Annotated in this window: 20 protein-coding genes; 15 read left to right on the top strand and 5 right to left on the bottom strand. The window is 42.6% G+C overall.

Annotation, left to right across the window (positions count from 1 at the left end):
* The first annotated feature begins 103 nt into the window (after positions 1–103).
* A complete protein-coding gene (gene argS / locus FC51_RS02270) occupies positions 104–1,795 on the top strand; it encodes an arginine--tRNA ligase (RefSeq protein WP_057910460.1) in 1,692 nt (563 codons plus the stop codon).
* 1 nt (position 1,796) lies between these two features.
* On the opposite strand, the gene FC51_RS12235 is transcribed toward argS, so the two are convergent.
* Positions 1,797–1,961, bottom strand: coding sequence for a hypothetical protein (locus FC51_RS12235; RefSeq protein ID WP_155519313.1), 165 nt, complete (start codon positions 1,959–1,961; stop codon positions 1,797–1,799).
* Between the two features lie 15 nt (positions 1,962–1,976).
* Here FC51_RS12235 and FC51_RS02265 point away from each other — a divergent pair, with 15 nt between their 5' ends.
* The 5 genes from FC51_RS02265 (at position 1,977) to FC51_RS02245 (ending at position 9,388) form a co-directional block, all read left to right on the top strand.
* Positions 1,977–4,064: a PBP1A family penicillin-binding protein gene (locus FC51_RS02265; RefSeq protein WP_057910459.1), complete on the top strand. Its 2,088-nt coding sequence runs from the start codon at positions 1,977–1,979 to the stop codon at positions 4,062–4,064.
* 72 nt (positions 4,065–4,136) lie between these two features.
* Positions 4,137–4,481, top strand: a complete 345-nt coding sequence (locus tag FC51_RS02260; RefSeq protein WP_057910458.1) for a YlbF family regulator — start codon at positions 4,137–4,139, stop codon at positions 4,479–4,481.
* 76 nt (positions 4,482–4,557) lie between these two features.
* Entirely contained in the window at positions 4,558–5,799 is a 1,242-nt protein-coding gene (locus FC51_RS02255; protein ID WP_057910457.1) for a metallophosphoesterase family protein, read from the top strand.
* Positions 5,796–8,381, top strand: coding sequence for an ATP-binding protein (locus FC51_RS02250; protein WP_057910456.1), 2,586 nt, complete (start codon positions 5,796–5,798; stop codon positions 8,379–8,381). The genes FC51_RS02255 and FC51_RS02250 overlap by 4 nt, the downstream gene beginning before the upstream one ends.
* Positions 8,382–8,392: 11 nt before the next feature.
* On the top strand, positions 8,393–9,388 hold the full coding sequence (locus tag FC51_RS02245; RefSeq protein WP_057910455.1) for a 3'-5' exoribonuclease YhaM family protein: 996 nt from the start codon (positions 8,393–8,395) through the stop codon (positions 9,386–9,388).
* 63 nt (positions 9,389–9,451) lie between these two features.
* Here the strand turns inward: FC51_RS02245 and FC51_RS02240 are convergent, their stop codons facing one another.
* The 3 genes from FC51_RS02240 to FC51_RS02230 form a co-directional block, all read right to left on the bottom strand.
* On the bottom strand, positions 9,452–10,333 hold the full coding sequence (locus tag FC51_RS02240; RefSeq protein ID WP_057910454.1) for a peptidylprolyl isomerase PrsA: 882 nt from the start codon (positions 10,331–10,333) through the stop codon (positions 9,452–9,454).
* A gap of 130 nt (positions 10,334–10,463) precedes the next feature.
* Positions 10,464–10,769: a hypothetical protein gene (locus FC51_RS02235; RefSeq protein WP_057910453.1), complete on the bottom strand. Its 306-nt coding sequence runs from the start codon at positions 10,767–10,769 to the stop codon at positions 10,464–10,466.
* A 2-nt stretch (positions 10,770–10,771) separates the two neighbouring features.
* Positions 10,772–11,200: an HIT family protein gene (locus FC51_RS02230; protein WP_057910452.1), complete on the bottom strand. Its 429-nt coding sequence runs from the start codon at positions 11,198–11,200 to the stop codon at positions 10,772–10,774.
* 128 nt (positions 11,201–11,328) lie between these two features.
* Between FC51_RS02230 and FC51_RS02225 the strand changes: the two genes are divergently transcribed.
* Genes FC51_RS02225 through trmB form a run of 3 tightly spaced genes read left to right on the top strand, consistent with a single transcriptional unit; the run spans position 11,329 to position 13,969 of the window.
* Positions 11,329–12,066 carry an ABC transporter ATP-binding protein gene (locus tag FC51_RS02225; protein WP_057910451.1) on the top strand — a complete coding sequence of 246 codons (738 nt, stop codon included), beginning with the start codon at positions 11,329–11,331 and terminating at the stop codon, positions 12,064–12,066.
* On the top strand, positions 12,063–13,286 hold the full coding sequence (locus FC51_RS02220; protein WP_057910450.1) for an ABC transporter permease: 1,224 nt from the start codon (positions 12,063–12,065) through the stop codon (positions 13,284–13,286). The genes FC51_RS02225 and FC51_RS02220 overlap by 4 nt, the downstream gene beginning before the upstream one ends.
* Positions 13,287–13,312: 26 nt before the next feature.
* On the top strand, positions 13,313–13,969 hold the full coding sequence (gene trmB, locus FC51_RS02215; RefSeq protein ID WP_057910449.1) for a tRNA (guanosine(46)-N7)-methyltransferase TrmB: 657 nt from the start codon (positions 13,313–13,315) through the stop codon (positions 13,967–13,969).
* Here trmB and FC51_RS02210 read toward each other — a convergent pair.
* Positions 13,944–14,255 (bottom strand): hypothetical protein, encoded by a 312-nt coding sequence (locus tag FC51_RS02210; protein WP_057910448.1) that lies wholly within the window; start codon positions 14,253–14,255, stop codon positions 13,944–13,946. The genes trmB and FC51_RS02210 overlap by 26 nt on opposite strands.
* A gap of 129 nt (positions 14,256–14,384) precedes the next feature.
* Here FC51_RS02210 and FC51_RS02205 point away from each other — a divergent pair, with 129 nt between their 5' ends.
* The 6 genes from FC51_RS02205 (at position 14,385) to polA (ending at position 22,584) form a co-directional block, all read left to right on the top strand.
* Entirely contained in the window at positions 14,385–14,720 is a 336-nt protein-coding gene (locus FC51_RS02205) for a thioredoxin family protein (RefSeq protein ID WP_057910447.1), read from the top strand.
* Between the two features lie 24 nt (positions 14,721–14,744).
* The gene (gene ytpR / locus FC51_RS02200; RefSeq protein ID WP_057910446.1) at positions 14,745–15,383 is read left to right on the top strand and encodes a YtpR family tRNA-binding protein; all 639 of its coding nucleotides are present in this window, start codon (positions 14,745–14,747) and stop codon (positions 15,381–15,383) included.
* A 20-nt stretch (positions 15,384–15,403) separates the two neighbouring features.
* Positions 15,404–17,593, top strand: coding sequence for a DNA translocase FtsK (locus tag FC51_RS02195; RefSeq protein WP_057910445.1), 2,190 nt, complete (start codon positions 15,404–15,406; stop codon positions 17,591–17,593).
* Positions 17,594–17,617: 24 nt separating this feature from the next.
* Entirely contained in the window at positions 17,618–18,949 is a 1,332-nt protein-coding gene (murC, locus tag FC51_RS02190; RefSeq protein ID WP_057910444.1) for a UDP-N-acetylmuramate--L-alanine ligase, read from the top strand.
* Positions 18,950–19,097: 148 nt separating this feature from the next.
* The gene (locus FC51_RS02185; RefSeq protein ID WP_057910443.1) at positions 19,098–19,823 is read left to right on the top strand and encodes a Bax inhibitor-1/YccA family protein; all 726 of its coding nucleotides are present in this window, start codon (positions 19,098–19,100) and stop codon (positions 19,821–19,823) included.
* A 106-nt stretch (positions 19,824–19,929) separates the two neighbouring features.
* Positions 19,930–22,584, top strand: coding sequence for a DNA polymerase I (gene polA, locus FC51_RS02180; RefSeq protein ID WP_057910442.1), 2,655 nt, complete (start codon positions 19,930–19,932; stop codon positions 22,582–22,584).
* The last annotated feature ends 14 nt before the right edge of the window (positions 22,585–22,598 follow it).

Below are 22,598 nucleotides of genomic sequence, written 5' to 3'. Positions count from 1 at the left end.
GGATACTTTTATCAAATAGAGTGGTACCGCGGGTTTACTCGTCTCTTGCAATTATTTTGTAAGAGTTTTTTTGTATATTTATAGACAGACGGAGGGAACATTAATGGACTACAAAGCACAGGTTACAAATTCAATTTTAAGTGTCTTAAACGACGAAATGTCATCAGCAGAGGTTTATGAAAAGCTTGAAAAGCCAAAGACGCTTCAAATGGGTGATTTGGCATTCCCCGCATTTTCATTAGCAAAAGTTTTCCACAAGGCACCTAATCAGATTGCTGAAGAATTGGTTGCTAAAATCGACCAGACTTCATACGAAAAGGTTGAAGCAAAGGGTGCTTACATCAACTTCTTCTTGGACAAGGGCAATTTCAGCAATGAAATTTTGAATGAAGTGCTTGAAGAAGGGGCCGCATATGGTCAAAATGACAACGGTAAGGGCGGTAACGTCCCAATTGATATGTCATCACCTAACATTGCCAAACCCATTTCAATGGGCCACCTGCGCTCAACGGTGATTGGAAATTCAATTGCCAAAATTTTAGTTAAGAACGGTTATCATCCAATCAAAGATAATCACTTGGGTGACTGGGGAACACAATTTGGTAAATTAATTGTTGCCTACAAAAAGTGGGGCAATGAGGAAGATGTCAAAAAAGACCCAATCAACAACTTAGTTAAATATTACGTTAAATTCCATCAAGAAGACAAAGAACACCCAGAGTTGGATGATGAAGCCCGTGAAACCTTCAAGAAGCTTGAAGAGGGCAACGAAGAAGAAGTCTTCCTCTGGAAGTGGTTCCGTAAGGTTTCTCTTGAGTCATTCAACAAGATTTACGAAAAATTGGGCGTTACCTTCGACACATACAACGGTGAAGCCTTCTATAACGATAAGATGGATGAAGGAATTCAGATCCTCAAGGACAAGGGATTGCTTCAGGAATCTCAAGGTGCGCAAGTTGTTAAGTTGGATAAGTATAATTTAAATCCTGCACTGATTTTAAAGAGTGATGGCGCAACGCTTTACATCACCCGTGATATTGCGACAGCAATTTATCGTGACCGAACTTATAAGCCTGCCATGAACTTGTATGTTGTTGGTTCTGAACAGACCTATTACTTCCAACAATTAAAGGCTGTTTTGCTCGAAATGGGCTTGCCATCAGCTGAAAATCTCCATCATATTCCATTTGGTCTGATCACCGTTAATGGTAAAAAATTGTCAACTCGTTCAGGACGGATCATCTTACTTGATCAGGTTTTGGAAGACGCTATTGACTTGGCTAAGAAGCAAATTGAAGCCAAGAATCCTGATTTGCCAAACAAAGACGAAGTGGCCAAGGAAGTTGGTGTCGGCGCCATTATCTTTGGCGATTTAAAGAACGAACGGACCAACAACATCGACTTTGTGTTGGAAGACCAATTACGCTTTGAAGGTGAGACCGGACCATACGTTCAATACTCACACGCGCGTGCTGAAAGCATTTTAAGAAAGGCTGGCGACATTGACCTTCATGGTGCCGACAAACGCCTTGATGACCCTGCAGCGTGGGAAACTGTTACTGCGTTAAAGGACTTCCCAACAGTCATCGAAAGTGCATGCAAGGACTTCGAACCTTCTGAAGTTGCCAAGTATGCATTGAGACTGGCTAAAGCGTTCAATAAGTATTATGCCCACTCAAAGATTTTGGTTGAAGATGATCAATTGGGTGCCCGTTTGTCACTCGTCAAGGCAGTTTCAATTGTCTTGAAAGAATCACTTAACCTATTAGGAGTTAAGGCACCAGACGCAATGTAAATCACTGACGTTCAATTAAAAAGCCGAAGCAGTCTTGCTTCGGCTTTTTAATGTCCAAAATGACTTGTTTATGACCAAATGACGGCAGTTTCTTTAAGTCCTGGTTAAATTTATTCAGGTAAAAATCCGGCTTTTTCCAGATATGATACAATATTGAAGTATTCATCAAAGGAGTATCCGTATGAACAACAATTCAACCAAATCGTTCAGAAAATCGGTCGGTTCTTTTTTTAAAAAGTTCAACCGGTTTTGTCGAAGATTTCATCTGGTTAAATGGCTGGTTATTGTCTTTTTGAGTGTTTCGTTGGTAACCAGTACCTACATGGTATTTCTAGCCAAAACTGCCCATGTTCAAAACCTTGAATCATCACTCTCCAAGACAACTGAAATTTTTGACGTTAATAATAAAAAGGCTGGCGAACTATATGCCCAAAAGGGAACCTATGTCCATCTTAATCAGGTTTCCGCAAATGTGCCAAAGGCCGTCTTATCTACCGAAGATCGTAATTTTTACCATGAATATGGATTTTCATTTAAAGGAATTGCCAGGGCAATGCTCTTGTTGGTCAAAAACAAGCTTTTACACCGCGATTACATTAGTGGTGGGGGAAGTACGCTGACACAACAATTGGTCAAGAATGCCTACCTGTCTCAGGAGCAGACCATGACTCGAAAACTCAAGGAGCTGTTTCTTTCGATTCAAGTCGAAAATGTCTATTCCAAGAATGAAATTTTGACGATGTATTTGAACAACGCCTACTTTGGAAATGGTGTTTGGGGTGTTCAAGATGCAGCTCAAAAGTATTTTGGTGAAAATGCCGTTGACCTTTCAGTGCCGGATTCTGCAGTATTGGCAGGGATGTTGACATCGCCGAGTGCATATAACCCAATTGACCACCCAAAGGCTGCTAAATGGCGGCGAAACGTCGTATTGCAATTAATGGTTGAAAACCATAAGCTCACGCAAGCCCAAGCAAACTATTACAAAAAGACGCCGATTACGCTTCGTGATACGTATGTTCGTAAAGATGGTTATCGCTACCCGTATTACTTTGACGCTGTGATTGATGAGGCCATCAGCAAGTATGGAATGACTGAATCGGAAATCATGAACCGAGGGTACCGAATTTACACGAATTTAAATCAATCACAACAAAAGGCAATGCAGACCAATTTTGATAATAATGCGCTGTTCCCAGCCAATGCGTCTGACGGGACCGAAGTTCAAGCCGCTTCGATTGGTGTCTCACCGACAACTGGGGGCGTCACTGCGGTTGTTGGTGGTCGAGGGAAACACGTATTCCGTGGCTATAATCGAGCGACCCAGATTCGAAGGCAACCCGGATCCACTATGAAGCCATTGGCCGTTTATACCCCTGCATTGGAAGCCGGCTATAAATTTGATTCCGAATTGGTCGACAAGAAGAAGTCGTACGGGACTAATCACTATACCCCGAAGAACTACAACAACGTCTATCAGGGCAAAGTCCCAATGTACGAGGCGCTGGCGCAGAGTATGAATGCCCCGGCGGTTTGGTTGCTGAATCAAATTGGGGTCAATCGTGGTTATGAATCGGTTAAGGACTTTAACATTCCGGTTACGAAAAAGGACAAGAACCTGGCGTTGGCACTGGGTGGCCTTTCCGGAGGTGTCTCGCCACAACAAATGGCCGGCGCCTATACGGCATTTGCCAACGGCGGAAAGATCGTCAAGCCGTTTTACATTCGAAAGATTGTTGATTCTACTGGCAAAGTTGTCGTCGACAATACGGCCAAGCAGGAAGGCAGGCAGATTATGTCGTCTTCAGTTGCCAAACAAATGACCAGTATGATGCTCGGCGTCTTTAACAATGGAACCGGTGTTGATGCCAAACCGTATGGCTATTCAGTCGCCGGAAAAACCGGTAGCACGGAAGCAGACAATACGGGTTCTTCGGACGCAACCAAGGATAAATGGATTATTGGGTATACGCCGGACCTGGTTGTGGCAACTTGGGAGGGATTCGATAGCACGAGTCAGGCCCATCACTTGGAGAATTTAAGTGGTACCGGTGTCGGCCCGTTGTTTAAGAACGAAATGCAGACCATGCTGCCGTACACCAAGAATTCAAGCTTCAACACGAAGGATGCCCAATCAATTGTCCAAAGTGAGAACACCAATGATAACTTATGGGATACGATTCAGAAGAAAACCAACAAGTATGGTAATGAAATTAGCCAAAAAGCTAAGGACCTTATCAATGATGCCAAGAGCTGGTTCAAACATTAAACCAGATAACCGAGAAGCGATTCCAGGAATGTGTTAAACTTAAATAAATCAATAGTTAGGGGAATATATTTAATGAATGAAAAAATGACTGCCACCGTGAACCAATTACAAACAGAATTGATCGCTTCGGATGAATTCACTGAAATCCAGCAAGCGTATGATAATCTGAAGGGCAATCTTGATGACTACAAAGTCTTCAATGATTTTCAACAGGCACAACAAGCTTTGCAGCAAAAACAAATGCAGGGCGTTCAGCCAACCCAAGATGAAATTTCAAATATTCAAGCAATTGCCGGAAAGATGCGCGAAAGTCAGCTGATCTCCGCACTGATGACCAAAGAAAAAGCACTTAGCGAACTATTGTCCGATATCAACGAAACAGTCACGAAGCCCATCAGTGATCTTTACCGCTCATAATCAAAACAAACGCCGGAATTAGTTTTAAATCTAATTCGGCGTTTTTACGTACATATATATTAGGGAGGACGGCATTGTGAAATTCATTCATACAGCAGATTTACATTTGGACAGCCCATTTTTAGGGCTTAAGAATCATTCGCTTCCAGATGACCTTTGGGAGAAAATTCACCAGTCCACTTTTGATTCGTTTCAAAAAATTATTGATGAAGCGATTAATGATCAAGTGGATTTTGTTTTGTTGGTCGGGGATTTATTTGATCGCGAGGAACGCAGTGTGGCTGCCGATGCATTCTTGATGGCCCAATTAAACCGACTAAAGGACCATGAGATTGATGCCTTTATCAGTTTTGGAAATCACGATTATTCCACCGCTGATCCATCATCCTTTGGCTACCCGGATAACACCCACGTTTTTTCCAACCAGGTAGAGACTAAGAAATATCGACTAGAAAACGGTCAAGTCGTGGCAATTAGTGGATTTAGTTTTGATAAGCAGTGGATTACGGATCCGATGATTCAAGACTATCCGCAAGCCTTTTCTGATGCAACTTGGAATATCGGCATGCTGCATGGAAGTCTCAGTACCTTAAATTCTCCTGAAGCCAACTATGCACCGTTTACGCTTAATCAGCTTGAAGAAAAGGGGTACGACTACTGGGCCCTTGGACACATTCACAAGCGACAGGCACTTAATAAACAAGGCACCATTAACTATTCCGGCAATACTCAGGGACGTCACATCAACGAAACTGGTGAAAAAGGATTTCTGTTGGTTGAAAGTGATGGCGGCCAACTGACATCTCACTTCCAGTCAACTGCGCCAATTATTTGGGATTTTATGGCCGTTTCGGTCGCTCAGCAACCAGTTAAACAGCTTGCGGAATTGATTATGAGCCAGTTAGCCGATCAACATTTTGACCAGTTGCACCTCTTAAGGCTTCAACTAAAAAGCGATCAGCAACTTGATTCAGAGCTGTTGGGTCAAATTGCTTCTGGTGAGTTGCTTGACGCCATTCAACAAATTAACCGTGATAAATGGCGTCAGCTCAATTGTTGGGTGACATCCCTTAAGGCGCCAGTGGAGAAAAACGTTGTTTATAGTGCGATTGATCAGACATATTTTAATCAAGCCAGGGATGAAACCCTCACAGACGATGCCTATAATCAAATTTTAAAAGCATTTGACAAACAACCGGCCTTTATCAAAGATGAATTAAATCAGACCGACATTAAGCAATCAGTTTTTGATACTGCCAGTGCAATTCTGCGCGAAAATGTGGTTAACGAATACGACAAGGAGGACGGCGACAAGTGATTATTAAAGCGCTCAATATCTATGGCTTCGGCCAGTGGATCGACCAGCAGATCACGATTCAAGATCCTCTTCAGGTTGTGTATGGTCCTAACGAAGCCGGAAAAAGCACGATCATCGCCTTTATCAAAGGAATCTTATTTGGATTTACTGATAAAAAGCATTCGATTCATGGTCAATACCAGCCAAAGGGTAATGCACCATATGGGGGAGAAATTACCTTCTCTGCCAATCAGCATACCTATAAGATTGTTCGAACCGGCTTAAAGTACGGCGGAACGGTTAAGTTTTATGATTTAGATAACGATACGGAATTAACTGAAACTGATTATCAGAACCTGATTGGGCCGATTGATCGAACAACCTATGATCAATTGTTTTATTTTGGCGATGTAAATCAAAGTGAATTCTACAAGATGGGGAGAAGCGAATTGGCAACTCGCATTCAGTCAATTGGTGTTGCCGGGGCCAATGATTGGATGGGACTGCAAGATCAATTAGATAAGGATTCGGCCGGCATTTATGCACCTCGAGGTCGGACTAAAGAGATTAACGTCCAGATTGCCGATTATAAAAAATTGGAAAGCCAGGTACGAGATGCCCGAGATGACTTTCCCCATTACCAAGACCTGCAACAGCAACTAAAAGAATCCCGGGACCAGTTGGCGCGGCTGCAGGAACAACGCAAAACTGCCTCTGATGAACTTGGAAAAAATCGCCAATTACAATCTTTGATACCGGTTGTTAATCAGCTGGCTCAGTTGGAAGGGGTCAATGAATCCAAGATAAGAAAAGGCTTTTCAGATGATGATCATACTGATTTCAACGATTTAAAGCTTAAATTAGCAGCTCAGGCCAATCAATTGTCCGAAAAGCAAGCTGAGTATGCGAAGCGCCAGGCTGGCATTTCCAAGACCCCTGGACAAGCGTTTTACGAGAGCCACCAGGAACGCATCGATCGGTTATATGGCCAACTCGCGAGTCAGTCAAATTTAGGCTATCAGGTTGAAACTGCCCAGCAACAGGTTGCCGAAGCTGCCAAACAGTTAACTGATCAAAGTGAGGCTGTTGCTCACAATGCTAAAGGTGAGATTCCAAAGGCTCTTTCCGCTGATGAATTAAATCAGGTTAACGACCTGTTACGCACCCAGCAAAATCTAACCGACCAAATTAATCAGTCGCAAAAACGACGGGCTCATCAACCGGAGCAACCACAGTCACATACCGGCTTGATTTATTACGGAATTGCCGGGGCATTACTGGTTGCAGGGGTGATCCTTAGTCTGTTTACCTCATTTGGGTGGATCGGCTTTGTGCTTGCAATTGTGGCTGCAGGGGCGGGTTGGTACGTTGCCAAGCAGAGTCAATCTGTGACACCTGAGGCACCTGTCGTCGATATTGACGCGTTAAATCGCCAATTAAGCCAGGTTCAACAACAATTGGCCACCATCAGCGAACAGTTTGGGTTGGCTGGTATTCCGGAAGAGAACTGGATCGGCATGCAGGCGAGCCTCAGCCAGATTGCCACCTTTCAGCAGACATTGTTAAAACGACAAGCAGAACTCAATGATAAGCAGACGACTTACAATCAATTCATTGATCAATGGCAATTTGCCGGAGATTGGTTGAAATTTGACCGCTCAAAGCCCAGCGACGCGCTGATGACAATTACGCAAACCGTTCAGCGGTGGCAAAAACTAGCGGCAGCCTATCAACAAAAGCAAGCACAACTTGCTACTTTGCAGACCACAATTCAACATCTCAAGGACGAACAGGACGCGTTATCGAAACAAAAAACGGCCTTTTTAAATGATCGAAAAGTCCAATCAGATGATGAATTTGAACAGGTATACAAGGCTCAAAAAAGGTTGGTTGACCAGTTAAAGCAAAAGCATATTTTTGAGCAGCAGCTTGCTGCAACCAAGGTTCAGATTCCCGATCAGCTTGATGCCAAGGCGCTTGATGATTTGGTCGTCAACCAAAATCAGCAAGTTCAAACGCTTAGTGAACAGATTGATGGATTGACCCAGAAAGTCACTCAGTTAAACACTGAGATCAATGGGTTGATTAAAAATGGCCAGTACTATCAATTGCGACAAGACTTGGCCAATAAGCAGACCGAAATTATTGACAACGTTCAGCGTTACGTTGCGTTAAAACTCGGGTCTCAATGGATTCAAGCTGTGTTGAACATTGCCAGCAAGGGCCGACTGCCTAAAACACTGACACTTGCCAAAAGATACTTTGCAACTTTGACAAATGGTGCTTATAAAGATATTATTTTCAAAAATGAGATTTCAGTGGTTAGAGAAGATGACGTCCGTTTTCCAGTTAACGAGCTTTCAACTGGGACGATGGAACAGTTGTACTTAGCGTTGATTATGTCGATGGCGGTTGGGTTCAGTGATCAATACCCGATGCCAATCATGATTGACGATGGATTTGTTAATTTTGACCAATCAAGACGACACGCCGCAAACCAGATGCTTAAGCAGGTGAGTGAACAGACGCAAGTTTTGTACTTTACGGCTAATCTTGAGCGTGAATTTGATGCCGGCACGGTCTTGGATTTGGGTAAGCTTTAGGAGGTGGTTTCATGGCAAAGCAGTTAATGGATGTTAAGTTGAATGAACAGTTTGAAATGTACGTGCTCTTAAAGGACGCCAAAAAGCGGGTTGCCAAGAATGGAAACATGTTTTTGTCACTGGTGTTTCAAGATAAATCAGGCGATATTTCCGGCAAATTTTGGGATGCAACCCCCGAAAATGCCAAGGAGTTTGTGGCCGGCAAGGTAGTTTTACTGAAGGGAAAGCGGGAAGTGTACATGAATTCCCCACAGATTAAAATTCTGTCTATGCGGCTGGCCAACCAAAGCGAACCCCATGATCCGCTGATGTTTATCAAAAAGGCTGGCATGTCACGAGACCAGATGGAAGAATATATTAACCAGACAATCTTCGAGATTACCAACGCCACTTACAACCGGGTTGTCAGGGCGCTGATTACAAAACATGCTGATCGCTTTTATGATTTTCCGGCAGCAAAGTCCAACCACCATGATTTTGCAGGTGGCTTGGCATTTCATACGATTTCGATTCTAAAACAAGCTCATGCCATCGTCAGTCAATACGATGGTATCAATGCCCCGTTATTGTACGCTGGGGCGATTCTCCATGATTTGGGTAAAACGACCGAGCTTTCCGGTCCAATTGCCACAGAGTACACCTTAGCGGGCGATTTATTGGGGCATTTAAGTATCATGGATGCAGAAATCGTGGAAGCTGCCGACAAACTAGGAATCGATCAGGGCTCCCAGGACTTAATTATGCTTCGGCACATGGTTTTATCCCATCACGGATTGCTTGAATACGGTTCGCCGGAGCGGCCAAAGATGTTGGAGGCAGAGATTTTACACCATTTGGATGAATTAGACGCCACAATTGTTATGATCCAGGGCGCTTTGAAGAATGTCCAGCCGGGTGAATTTAGTGACCGGGTATTTGGGCTTGATAATCGGCGCTTTTATAAACCCAAAAAGGTGATTGAACCAAAACAAAAGCCTGACAAACCGACGCAAGGTGAGCTTTTATAATTGATGAGTAACTAAAAAGGGATTGGACAATTTGTCCAATCCCTTTTCTATGAACGATTTTAATTACTTCTTAGTTGAACTAGTTGAGAGGTAATCTGATAAGACGTTTTGAAGGTCTTTATCTTGGATGGTAACTTTACCTTTCTTAAGAACCTTTGATACAACTGAATGCAAGGTGTTGCTGTCAGACATCTTTGATGTCACGATTTGATCCTTTAATTCAGCTTCATGTTGTTTGTAAGTTCCCTTGGCTGGATGGTTAACCATTTGAATAACTTGGTAACCATACTGAGTCTTAACAGGGGTCTTAGTATATTCGCCGTTCTTTAACTTGAAGGCAGCAGTCTTGAAGTTAGAGTCCAACGTTGTGTTGGTGTTGTCGAATGGTGAAATTCGGCCACCCTTGTTCTTAGTTGCGGTGTCAGTTGAATACTTTTTAGCCAAGCTTGAGAAGCTCTTGCCGGCCTTAAGTTGTTTGATAACTGTTTCTGCAGTTGATTTCTTTGAAACCAAGATTTGGTTAACAGTTACCTTTGGTTGGTATGACTTGAATTGAGTCTTTAATTGCGCATCAGTAATTGTGATGTTGTGCTTAACAGCTTCCTTCAATAAGAGGTTTGAACGAATTGAATCCTTCAATGATGAAGCAGTCATGCTGTTTTGTTGAAGAACTGAGTTAAACGATGAACCGTATTGCTTCTTGTACTTGGCAAATTCACTGTTAACTTGTTTGCTCGTAACATCCTTACCGTATTGTTTTTCCAAGACCTTGTTTAAGATCATTTGTTGCAATACTTGTTTACCACTTGAGGTACTCTTCAAGCTGCTGTAATAAGCACTTTCTGTAATTTTACCGCCGTTAGTTGTTGCAACAGTTTTGCTGCCACAAGCTGCAAGAGTAAAACTCATCAGTACGCCGGCTAAAACGATTAGCCATTTTTTCATACAAAAACACATCCATTTCCTAAAAGTATTCGTCTGCAAAGCAAACGTTCTTGACAATAATAACATAATAACCGTTTTTTATATAATGCCGCAAAGAATTTAAACAAATATTCATATTTTGTTTGGAATTTTACTTCATTTTTTCAGAATATTTATTAATTTCTTCGAGCCGCGGTTGGATTTTAAACATCGCGTCGTCCACGTCCCTTTGAATTTCAGAGACCGTCGATTCGAGGATGGGCAGCTGGGATTTGAAGTGAGCCATCGCGTCTTTGAAACCGTCATAGGCATCCTTCCAGTCCGCAGTCTTTTGTTTCTTATCATAATAGGTCGATTTGGCCCGCTCGACGAATTCAGACGGGGTTTCGTTTCGGCTGTACAAGTAGGCACCGGCAACGACTGCCGTGGCGCCCATAATTTTAAAGACTGTTTTCATCATTAATCACCCATATGCTGTTCAATTGATTCTTGAATTTCTTTAAGTTGGTCCGGAGAATACTTGTTAGAATTATCCTTGAAGATCATCTTGAAGTCATCATTGCTGGTGTATCTTGGCACCAAGTGAAAATGAGAGTGGAAAACGGATTGGTAGGCGACCTGGCCATTGTTGTTCAAAATGTTCATTCCTTTGATGTCAGGATTGGAAGCCTTGACAGCCCGGGCAATCTTTGGAATTCGCGCGAAAACTTCGCTGGCAAGCTCTTCATCATACTCGAAGATATTTGCGATATGTTTCTTAGGAATAACCAACGTATGTCCCGGCGTCCCCTGAGAAATATCGAGAAACGCTTTAACAATGTCATCCTCATAAACGGTATAACTCGGGATTTCATTTCTAACAATCTTACAAAAAATACAATCTTTCAAAATCTCTACCTTCTTTCTGTGAACACTACTGGTATTATAACATCAATGTGGTTTCTGCCGAATTCAAAGGGCAATATTTATATGGTATAATCTTGTTTGTAAATTTATGATGAACACGGAGGTAAATGATGACCTTAGAAATTTCCAACCTTGTAGGTGGATATTCTCAAGTACCTGTTTTAAAAGACGTCAGTTTTGACGTCAAGGATGGTGAATTAGTCGGCCTGATTGGACTTAATGGCGCCGGCAAGTCAACCACTATCAATCACATTATTGGCTTATTAACGCCATTTAAAGGAACAATTAAAATTAATGGGACGTCTTTAACAGATGACGTCAAAAAATACAAAGAACAAATTGCTTATATTCCCGAACAACCGATCGTTTATAAGGAACTGACTTTAAAAGAGCACTTGGAAATGACCATGTTGGCTTACAATCTCGATCAGGATGCAGCCTGGAAACGTGCTCATCAGTTATTAAAGCTTTTTAGACTGGATAACAAATTAGATTGGTTTCCTGACAACTTTTCAAAAGGGATGCGTCAAAAAGTCATGATCGTTTGTGCATTTTTGACGGATGCCAAACTATTTATCATTGATGAACCGTTTTTGGGATTAGACCCCTTGGCGGTCAATGACTTATTAAATTTAATCTCTGAACGCAAAAAGCAGGGTGCCAGCATTTTGATGTCCACCCATGTTCTTGATACGGCGCAACGATATTGTGATCGCTTTGTGCTGTTACATGATGGTCAGGTCCGGACCGAGGGAACGATTGAAGAGCTTCGCCAGGCATTTCCAAATGCGGGTGAATCGCTCAATGATATTTATCTGACGTTGGCAAGGGAAGGCGATGCTTCATGAGACAGTTATTTAAGCAGCGTCTGGTCATCCATCTCAAAGAAATGATGAAATACCTTAGGCTGGTGTTTAATGACTACTTTGTCTTGGCACTGCTGTTTATGATTGGCGGCCTGGGGTATTACTATTCCAATGTTTTAAAGACACTTCACACGGGATTATGGTGGGCACCAATTGTGGCCATTGCGATCCTCTTAGTGAGTGTCCAGCTTGGCCGGTTCGCGACCCTGGTTGAAGATCCGGACTACGTTTTCTTGTTCCCACAGGAAGCCGCGTTTTTTGCGTACCTCAAACGGGCATTTCATTACAGCCTCGGCTTGGCAATTGCTGTTCAAGTCCTCTTTTGGGTTTTGTTGATGCCATTCGTTCAGGTGACGATGCAGACGACCGCAACTGATTTGTACCTTTTACTGGCAACCCTTATCATCCTTAAAGTAACCTGGTTAAATACAGACTTTGCCAGAAAATACCGTTTAAATAATCGTTTGCTTTCCAACCACTTTTTGTTTCGCTTCCTAATTCCAGTTGTGTCAATTAGTCTATCAATCTATCTTAATTACTGGTTGGGACTTGCTTTGGCCATAGTGGCTTTAGGCATCAGTTATTATAGTCGCAGAAACTGGTCAAGATATCCTATCGACTGGAAAGTAATGATTGACGATGAAAACAGCCGGATGCACACCGTTTATCAGTTCTTTAACTTGTTTACCGACGTCCCAATGCTGCAAGGATCAATTAGGCGACGTCGTTATCTTGATGGCATTTTAGGTCGAATCAAGTTGATCCCGAAAAACACATATCTGTATTTGTATGCCCATGGGATTATTCGAGATAACGAAATGAGCGGCTTGTATTTTCGGCTGATGGTGATCGGAACGGTGTTCTTAGTCTTTGTAAAGGGCGAAATTCTGCCAATCTTTTTAAGCTTATTGTTTGTCTACCTGATTGGATTTCAGCTGATTCCGTTTTACTTCCACTTTTCTGATAATGTGTTTGTCCACGTGTATCCGATTACTGATCAGTACCAGATGAAAAGTTTCCAACGCGTTCTCCTGTATATGCTGAGCATTGTGTCGCTGATCTTTGCCATTGCGGTCATCGCCGTTAACTTCTCAAGCTTAATGACGGTTGTCGGTGTGATCGTCGCTGAGGCACTTGAAATTTGGGCGTTTGTTTACCTTTACATTCCACGGCGCTTGGCACGAAGCGAGCGCACTCGATAAAATTTTGAATTTAATAGGAGAATGATATGCGGATAAGAAAAAAGCCATGGGCTGAAAAATATATTCAGGACCACGGCGATTATATTGTGACCGACCCTAAAAAGTGGTTGGGAAAGTGGCAGCAACGATTTGCCAAGCAACAGCCACTAAATGTTGAAGTCGGGATTGGCAAGGGGCGGTTTATTATTGAAACTGCCAAGCTGCATCCCGAGATCAATTATATCGGGATTGAATTGCAGACATCTGTCATTGCAACCGCCCTTAGAACCTTCATGGATAATCCATTGCCTAATGTTCAATTCGTATTGACGGACGGGGCCAATTTGGATGAACTGTTTTACAAAAATGAAGTTCAAAAAATCTTTTTGAATTTTTCTGATCCATGGCCAAAGAAACGTCACGCTAAACGGCGATTAACGTCACCACTGTTTTTAAAAACTTATCAAACGGTATTGGCAGACGACGGCAATATTGAATTTAAGACCGATAATCGGGGCCTGTTTGAATATACTTTGGTGACCATGAACAATTTTCCGATGACATTTGAGTACGTATCGTTGGATTTACACCAATCACCGGAAAACGAATCAAATGTTGAAACCGAATATGAGCAAAAATTCAGTCCCAAGGGACCAATTTATAAGTTGATCGCGCATTTTATAACTGAACAACCTGGTGATTAAGAATTTTGCCGGTTGCATCGTTAACCCAGTATTCTTCTGACCGAAGTTGGCCGTTGTTATCCACAAAATTATAGCCAAAGTGAAATGGAACGTTCATTTGGTCAGGCAAGGGTTCAATACTCCAGCTTCCAAGATACTGAAGGTCTTTCAATGTCGCCAATTCTCTGGTATTCTTAACAATAGCCGCAAAATATTTTTCACGGCTTTTATTTGATTTGGATAGGGCATAGTAACTGGCAGCCAATGCTGCTAAAGAGATTCCGTAGAGGAGCGTTTGTTTTTTCATTTCGACACCTTTTTCTTTTATGTAATTAGGTATACTTTAATCTATTCAGGGATGATGAGCAAACTTGAACTGAAGACTATCGATTTGCGTTACAATGTACTTTACATTAGTAAGTGGAGGATGATCACTGTGAAAGATTTAGCAAAAACAAATTTAACTGACCTCACCAAACAACTGCAAAGCGGCAAGTATATGCTGTTCTTTACGGCGGACTGGTGCCCGGACTGCCGGTTTATCAAACCCGCAATGCCTGCAATTGAAGCCGAATATCCTGACTATACCTTTTTAAAGGTCGATCGTGACGAAAATATCGATTTAGCCGGCGAAATGGGCATTATGGGCATCCCAAGCTTTGTTGCTTATTCAGATGGCCAAGAAATTGGTCGATTCAACAATGGCGACCGTAAAACGAAGCAAGAAGTTGAAAGTTTCATTAACTCATTAGCAAGTACTGTTGAAAAATAATTAATCGTTGGAAGGAATTTTGAAATGTTAATCGCAAGTTATAACCCACAAAGTACTGGTGACACAATGGTCCTGATTATGAATCCGGATGTCACCGATCAACAAGTGTCCATTCATGATGACGTCGCCCGAATTTTCGATGAAAAGACTAACCGGACGTTGGGATACAACTTTTTAAAGGCGAGTGAAATTCTTCCTGAGATTGTCACAGAAAACGGTCAAGTCAACTTGACCAGCGAACAGGTTCAGAAGCTGAACGATTATTTAACCAACCATGGTTTTCCGGGGGATGTCGAATTCGATGATCAACCGAAATTTGTGGTGGGCTATGTCGAATCACTTGAAGATCACCCTAATTCAAATCATTTGCAAATTGCCACAACTGACATCGGTCGTGATAAGAAATTGCAGATTGTTAGCGGGTCGCCGAATATGCGCGAACATATTAAGGTTGTCGTTGCTTTGAGTGGCGCGATGATGCCAGATGGCCAGATCATTTGGCCTGGTGAATTGCGGGGCGTTAAAAGTGAAGGCATGATCTGTTCAGGTCGTGAGTTGGCTTTGCCCAATGCCCCACAAGTTCCCGGGGCATTGATTTTACCGGATGATTATCAAGTGGGAACGGCATTTGATTTCAAAAAGGCACAACATTTATTTGACTAAACTATTTTGGGTGGATGAGTATGAAGCATTATGATGGACCAGCTTTTTATCGGCGTAAGGGGATTTCAAGAAAACCGGTATCAAAGCCAGTTAATGAGATGACAACTGAACAAGTAAGAGACACCCAAGAAAAGCCGTCAAGACACGTTCTTGATCGAACTTTGGTTAACCAAGATAGCCAAGATGATGAAACGCCTGCTTTTTTGAAGGAAATCAAAAACTTTAAACCACAAAAACGTTCAAAATCCGAAAAACGTAAGCAGCAAATTAAAACGAATTACTTTCTCAGCCAATCGCATCGACGTCATCGGTTATACGATGAGTTGACGCGTGAGCTGAGACTTACATATGATGATTTAATTTTGATTGCACCCGATCAAAACGAAGTCGAAGATGATGTTGTTCATACAACAAATGATCATTCTGATGATAAAATTGACGCTAATCAATCGGCACAAGAACCATTAGTGACGACTAAAAAAGTTCCGGAACAAAAGCAACCGAAAAGTTCTGAACAACTGACACGGGAACCCCGTAGCCGCTATGAACGTCGACATTTGAATCAACAGTCACGAAAGAATTTGAAGCGTCACGGGCTTGGCCAATCGTTCAAGTCAATTATTAATCATGAACAGGCCAGTAAACCTGACCTTTCTTTGTTTGCCAAAAAAACGTCCCCCCAGGTGGACCATGCAAACCTTGAATCCAACAAACCAAACGGAAGAGAGCAACCTGTGACCACCGAAAACACATCAAAAGTTAACGAAGAGCGGGGGTATCAACTGCCACCGTTATCGTTGCTTGCCAAGCCAAAATCAACGGAATCTGATTCGATTGACGAGTGGATTGCCCACCAGTCGGATATTTTGAATAAAACATTTGCGGCCTTTAAGGTTAATGCCAAGGTCGTTGCTTGGACAAATGGGCCAACCGTTACCCAGTTTCAAGTCAAGCTGGCACTGGGCGTGAAAGTCAGTCGCATCACCAATTTAACTGATGATTTGAAGTTGGCGCTTGCCGCAAAAGACATTCGAATTGAAGCACCGATTCCCGGCAAGACAACTGTCGGGATAGAGATCCCAAATCCTGAACCCCGACCGGTAGTTTTATCTGAAATTATTTCAACCGATCACTTTAGAAACAGTCAATCACCTTTGACAACTGCTTTAGGGGTTGATTTGTCGGGTATTCCAAGAACTGCGGATATCCGCAAGATGCCCCATGGTCTGATTGCCGGGGCAACCGGTTCCGGGAAGAGTGTATTTATCAATAGTTTGCTGGTTTCATTATTGTATAGGGCAACTCCAGCGGATCTGCGCTTATTGCTAATTGACCCCAAAGCGGTTGAATTGGCACCATATGACGGGGTTCCCCATTTGCTTTCACCCGTTATCTCCGATCCCAAGACAGCTGCTGCTGCATTAAAGTGGGTGACTCAAGAAATGGATGAACGTTATGAAAAGCTGGCAGCAGCCGGGGCTAAAAACATTGAGCAGTTTAACCGCCAAGCGACCGAAGCAAAAGAATTTGGGTTGAAAATGCCCTATATTTTGGTCATTATTGATGAGTTAGCCGACTTGATGATGGTTGCTTCCAGCGAAGTTGAAGATTATATTGTCAGAATTACCCAAAAGGCACGGGCTGCTGGGATTCATTTAATCGTTGCGACTCAACGGCCAAGTGTTGACATTGTGACTGGAACCATTAAAAATAATATTCCAAGTCGAATTGCTTTCATGGTTTCCAGCCAAGTCGATTCCAGAACTATTCTTGATTCTGCCGGTGCGGAACGATTGCTTGGACGAGGGGACATGCTTTATTTGGGTAGCGGTGCCAACCAGCCCGTTCGGCTTCAAGGTGCGTTCGTAACCAACCAGGAACTTGACGGGATCGTGGATTTTGTCCGCCAGCAGGGTGAGCCGCACTATTTGTTCACCCCGGAAAGTTTGAAAAAGACGACCAGTGAAACGCAGTCCGAGGACCGATTAATGCCACAAGTTATGAAATATATAGCAAAAGAAGACACAATTTCCACGTCAAAGCTTCAACGTGTATTTTCAATCGGTTATAATAGAGCTGCAAACATTATTGATCATTTGCAGGATAAAGATTTAGTTTCAGAGCAACAAGGTTCAAAGCCGCGAACGGTTTACTACAAACCTGCGGCAGAAAAGCCTGCTCCGGAGCTACCTGATAATCATCAAAAATAAAGTAATGGATAGGTAGGATGTCTAATGAATTCAGATACGGTATATCATTTTGTAGGAATCAAAGGGACTGGAATGGCTGCGATGGCGCTTATTTTACATGACCGTGGTGAAAAGGTTCAGGGATCAGATATTGATCAGTACACGTTCACACAGCGTGGGCTTGAACAAGCAGGGATTAAAATTTTGCCATTTGATGTCAATAACATCCATGAGGGATTGACCGTCATTGCGGGAAATTCATTTACGGATGATCATCCTGAAATCAAAAAAGCTCGTGAGATGGGCTTAACTGTGTACCGTTATCATCAATTTTTAGGGAAAATTATTAAGGGAAAAACCAGTATCGGCGTTTCTGGCGCCCATGGTAAAACAAGTACAACCGGTCTTTTGGCCCATGTCCTTTCCGGAATTGCCCCAACTGATTATTTAATTGGCGATGGGTCTGGTAAAGGGGTTCCCAATGCCCGTTTCTTTGTTTACGAAGCTGACGAATACCGGCGTCATTTCTTAGCCACAGAGCCTGATTATGCCATCATGACCAATATTGATTTTGATCATCCTGATTACTACAAAAGTATTGATGATGTGCAAGATGCATTTCAAACGTTTGCTAATCAAACCAAAAAAGGCATTTTTGCCTGGGGTGATGACAAACGGCTTCGCGAATTAAAGGCCAACGTTCCGATTTATTATTATGGTCTTCATGATACGGATGATTTTCAAGCGGTTGATGTCAAACGAACGACCAGCGGGTCAAGCTTTGACGTGACCTACAAGGGCAAGAACCTTGGTAACTTCTCGGTACCGCTGTTCGGCGAGCACAACATCTTTAACTCGTTAGCCGTGATTGCGGTTGCTTATTTCGAAGACGTTGATCTTGATGAAATTCGTAAGGAACTTCAAACATTCCAAGGGGTTAAGCGTCGATTTGCCGAGCGTACAATTGCCGGGATGACGATTATTGATGATTATGCGCATCATCCAACCGAAATCAAGGCGACGATTGATGCTGCCAGACAGGAATACCCAAGCAAAAAAATTGCGGTCGTCTTTCAGCCACATACCTTTAGTCGAACAATTGCGTTAATGGATGACTTCGCCAAGAGTTTGAACTTAGCCGATGAAGTTTTCTTAACGTCAATTTACAGTTCACCTCGTGAAAGTCACGGGAAGGTTTCCAGTGAAGATCTGGCAAAAAAGATTACCAAGGGCGGTCGAATCCTTTCTGTCGATAATATGTCACCATTATTGGACTATGACAATGATGTGGTCATTTTCATGGGTGCCGGTGATATTCAGAAATATGAGAAGTCTTACGAAGATTTGTTGAGCCATTTAACCAAGAAAATTAATTAAGATATCTTTTAGAAGCCGTTATCCGAGTAAATTTACTTGATTAATGGCTTCTATTTGGTAGAATTACTTAACAGTATAAGTATAAATACTGCCAAATGTTTGTCGTTGTGCAATATTTGAACTTACAATTTAAAGGGGAGCGGATTGAATGAACAATTATCCAAATGAACAACAGGAAGCTCGCAGAGTTGTGAATAATGCTGCTGGGCTGAATGCCTTCTTAACTAGAATGTATGGCTGGATGAGCTTGGCCGTTTTGGTATCTGCCGCCACAGCTTTTCTCGTTACCGGATCCGTTACTGGTGGAATGGCGACTTATATTGCCACCCATCAAGGGATCATGTGGATCGGGATGATTTTATGGTTCGTCATGCCATTTGTCGTTTCCATGCAGGCACTTAAGCGGCCAACGTTAGCGTTCACCGTGTTGATGCTGTATGCAATCCTAAGTGGGTTTGTGTTTGCAACAATTGCCTGGGCATATACAGGCGCTTCAATTGCGGCTGCCTTTGTCTCTGCTTCGGCCATCTTCATCACGATGACAACGATCGGATTGGTGACTCATAAGAATCTGGATCGAATAGGTGCGCAAGCATCAGCTGCCTTAATTGCGCTGATTATCGCGATGATCATTAACATGTTCCTGCGCAGCTCGGCGATTGCATTTGTCTTCTCGATTATTGCGGTATTGATTTTTACCGTCTTAACGGCTTATGATACACAAAAAATGAAGCAAATGTACAATCAGTATTCGGGCAGTGGTCAAATTTCAATGAACGGATTAGCCGTCTTTGGTGCCCTTCAACTGTACTTGGATTTTGTCAACCTGTTCTTGCAGTTGTTGTCAATCTTTGGTAACAGCAGCGACCGTTAATCTATAAAACGTTAGTTACAATGAACGATTAACCATTTCTGGTTGATCGTTTTTTAGTTTCTGTCGTGGTAAAATTAGATTAACAGTTTTAATCAGAGGAGAACTTATGACTAAGAAATTATTATTGATTGATGGAAACAGTATCGCGTTCAAAGCTTTCTATGCCTTGTATACGGCCATGGACAAATTTACCAATCCCTCTGGCCTCCACACCAGTGCCATTTATGGCTTTAACCGGATGCTGGATAAAGTGTTGGATGATGAACAGCCGACCGATGTTTTGGTTGCTTTTGATGCCGGCAAAGTTACTTTTAGGACCAAGATGTTTGCTGACTACAAAGGTGGCCGGGCGAAAACGCCGACTGAACTGTCCGAGCAATTCCCGTTTATCAAGGAATTGGTGAACGACCGGGGGATTGCCACTTACGAACTGCCTGATTACGAAGCTGACGACATCATTGGAACGCTGGCCAAACAAGCCGAAGATTCCGGTGATTACGAGGTTGTCATTGTGACGGGGGATCGTGATTTAACACAACTCACTTCTGATAAAACAACGGTTCAAGTGTCTAAAAAAGGGGTTACCGAGCTGGAAACCTATACGCCAAAGCACGTAGAAGAAAAGCTGGGGGTTAAGCCAAGCCAGATTATTGAAATTAAAGGGCTTAAAGGCGATAATTCCGACAATTACCCGGGGGTTGAAAAAGTTGGCGATAAAACGGCGCTTAAGCTGATCCAGCAATTTGGGACGATTGATAATCTTTATCAAAATATTGATGATGTGTCCGGTAAAAAGTTGAAAGAACATCTGATTCAAGATGAGGATCAGGCTAGAAGGGCTCACAAATTAGCAACGATTAACCGGGAAGCCCCGATTACCATTTCATTGGCCGACTTAAACTATAAGGGCGACGATATTGATAAGCTGACAGATTTCTATGAACGGATGGGCTTTAAGTCATTTTTGGCTAAACTTTCGGTGGACGATAATGACCATTCAGAGGATCAGTCTAAAATTGAGTACACCGTTTTGACGAAGGATAATCTGTCAGAATTGGATCAGTTTAAAGACGAAGTCTCCTTTCATTTGGAAATGTCCGAGGAAAATTATCACATCTCGCCATTAATTGGTTTTGCGGTGGGCCAGGGAGATCACTGGTACGTGACAAATCAGCCCGAACTGTTAAAGGATCCTCACGTGAGTCGGTTATTGACTTCTGAAACCGTTAAAAAGAATCTATTCGACGCTAAAAGAACCTTTGTTGGGCTTTATCGACAGTCAATTATTCTAAAAAACGTTGATTTTGATATGCTGCTGGTTTCTTATTTGCTTAATACAACTAATAACAGCAATGATGTTGGGACCGTTGCGCATCTGCATGGCTTTTACAATATCAAAACCGACGAAGAAGTCTATGGCAAGGGTGCTAAACGTCAGATTGATGCCCAATCACCAGAATTTTTAGCGCATATTGTTCACAAAGCCAAAGCGATTGATCAACTTCATGATGATATGTTCAAGGATCTGGATGAACATAACCAAACCACGCTCTATCGTGATATCGAAATCAAAATTGCGTTTGTGCTGGCGAAAATGGAAATTAACGGAATTAAGGTGGACGCCGGAACACTTGAAGCGATGGGAAGCAAGTTCAAGGAACGGATTGCCGAGATTCAGCAGACCATTTACCAGGAAGCTGGGGAGGAGTTCAACATTGGGTCTCCAAAGCAGCTTGGCAAGATTTTATTTGAAAAGTTGCGGTTGCCAATTTTGAAAAAGACCAAGACCGGGTATTCAACCTCAGTCGATGTTTTGGAAAAATTGGCACCGGACGCACCGATCGTTCAAAATGTGTTGGACTACCGCCAGATTGCTAAATTACAATCGACTTATATCGATGGGTTGCTCAAAGTGATTCATAAAGATGACGGCAAGGTGCATACCCGCTACCTGCAAACCTTGACACAAACTGGTCGGCTCTCATCAGTAGACCCGAATTTGCAAAATATTCCGATTCGAACTGAGGAAGGTCGCTTGATTCGTCAAGCTTTCGTACCAACACAACCAGGTTGGCAGATTTTTTCATCTGATTACTCTCAGATTGAACTTCGGGTGTTGGCATCAATTACGGGTGATCAAAATATGCAGGAGGCCTTTAAAGAGGGAGAAGATATTCACGCGACAACTGCACGGCGAATCTTTGGTCTGCCTTCAAATGAGGCCGTGACCCCTGAATTACGACGTCAAGCAAAGGCAGTTAACTTTGGAATTGTTTACGGCATTAGTGATTTTGGCTTATCTCAAAATACTGGTATTACCCGTAAACAAGCCCACCAATTTATTGAACGGTATTTTGAAGAATATCCGGGCGTTAAGAAGTACATGGATGATATTGTCAAATTTGCCCGCAACCACCGCTATGTTGAAACAATTGCCCATCGGCGCCGTTATCTGCCGGATATCAACTCCAAGAGCTTTAATCTGAGATCATTTGCTGAACGGACGGCAATGAATACACCGATTCAAGGCAGTGCGGCCGATATTATCAAAATTGCCATGATCAATATGAACGAAGCAATTAAAGATATGAAAACGAAGATGCTGCTTCAGGTTCACGATGAACTGATTTTCGAAGTTCCAAATGATGAACTTGAGACGGTCAAAAAGCTGATCCCAAGTGTCATGGACTCGGCTATTAAACTTGATGTTCCATTAAAGGTAGAAAGTCATTGGGGAAAAACTTGGTATGATGCAAAATAACGTAATGGGGGATC

The organism is Lentilactobacillus parabuchneri DSM 5707 = NBRC 107865 (genome assembly GCF_001435315.1).
Taxonomy (GTDB): Bacteria; Bacillota; Bacilli; order Lactobacillales; family Lactobacillaceae; genus Lentilactobacillus; species Lentilactobacillus parabuchneri.
The sequence above is the reverse complement of the archived record's forward strand: the minus strand, read 5'-3'. Positions and strand labels throughout refer to the sequence as shown.

Excerpts from the sequence above, each read along its gene's own strand:
- argS (WP_057910460.1), top strand. The coding sequence starts at position 104 with ATGGACTACAAAGCACAGGTTACAAATTCAATTTTAAGTGTCTTAAAC.
- FC51_RS12235 (WP_155519313.1), bottom strand. The coding sequence starts at position 1,961 with ATGAATACTTCAATATTGTATCATATCTGGAAAAAGCCGGATTTTTAC.
- FC51_RS02265 (WP_057910459.1), top strand. The coding sequence starts at position 1,977 with ATGAACAACAATTCAACCAAATCGTTCAGAAAATCGGTCGGTTCTTTT.
- FC51_RS02260 (WP_057910458.1), top strand. The coding sequence starts at position 4,137 with ATGAATGAAAAAATGACTGCCACCGTGAACCAATTACAAACAGAATTG.
- FC51_RS02245 (WP_057910455.1), top strand. The coding sequence starts at position 8,393 with ATGGCAAAGCAGTTAATGGATGTTAAGTTGAATGAACAGTTTGAAATG.
- FC51_RS02240 (WP_057910454.1), bottom strand. The coding sequence starts at position 10,333 with ATGAAAAAATGGCTAATCGTTTTAGCCGGCGTACTGATGAGTTTTACT.
- FC51_RS02235 (WP_057910453.1), bottom strand. The coding sequence starts at position 10,769 with ATGAAAACAGTCTTTAAAATTATGGGCGCCACGGCAGTCGTTGCCGGT.
- FC51_RS02225 (WP_057910451.1), top strand. The coding sequence starts at position 11,329 with ATGACCTTAGAAATTTCCAACCTTGTAGGTGGATATTCTCAAGTACCT.
- FC51_RS02220 (WP_057910450.1), top strand. The coding sequence starts at position 12,063 with ATGAGACAGTTATTTAAGCAGCGTCTGGTCATCCATCTCAAAGAAATG.
- trmB (WP_057910449.1), top strand. The coding sequence starts at position 13,313 with ATGCGGATAAGAAAAAAGCCATGGGCTGAAAAATATATTCAGGACCAC.
- FC51_RS02210 (WP_057910448.1), bottom strand. The coding sequence starts at position 14,255 with ATGAAAAAACAAACGCTCCTCTACGGAATCTCTTTAGCAGCATTGGCT.
- ytpR (WP_057910446.1), top strand. The coding sequence starts at position 14,745 with ATGTTAATCGCAAGTTATAACCCACAAAGTACTGGTGACACAATGGTC.
- FC51_RS02195 (WP_057910445.1), top strand. The coding sequence starts at position 15,404 with ATGAAGCATTATGATGGACCAGCTTTTTATCGGCGTAAGGGGATTTCA.
- murC (WP_057910444.1), top strand. The coding sequence starts at position 17,618 with ATGAATTCAGATACGGTATATCATTTTGTAGGAATCAAAGGGACTGGA.
- FC51_RS02185 (WP_057910443.1), top strand. The coding sequence starts at position 19,098 with ATGAACAATTATCCAAATGAACAACAGGAAGCTCGCAGAGTTGTGAAT.
- polA (WP_057910442.1), top strand. The coding sequence starts at position 19,930 with ATGACTAAGAAATTATTATTGATTGATGGAAACAGTATCGCGTTCAAA.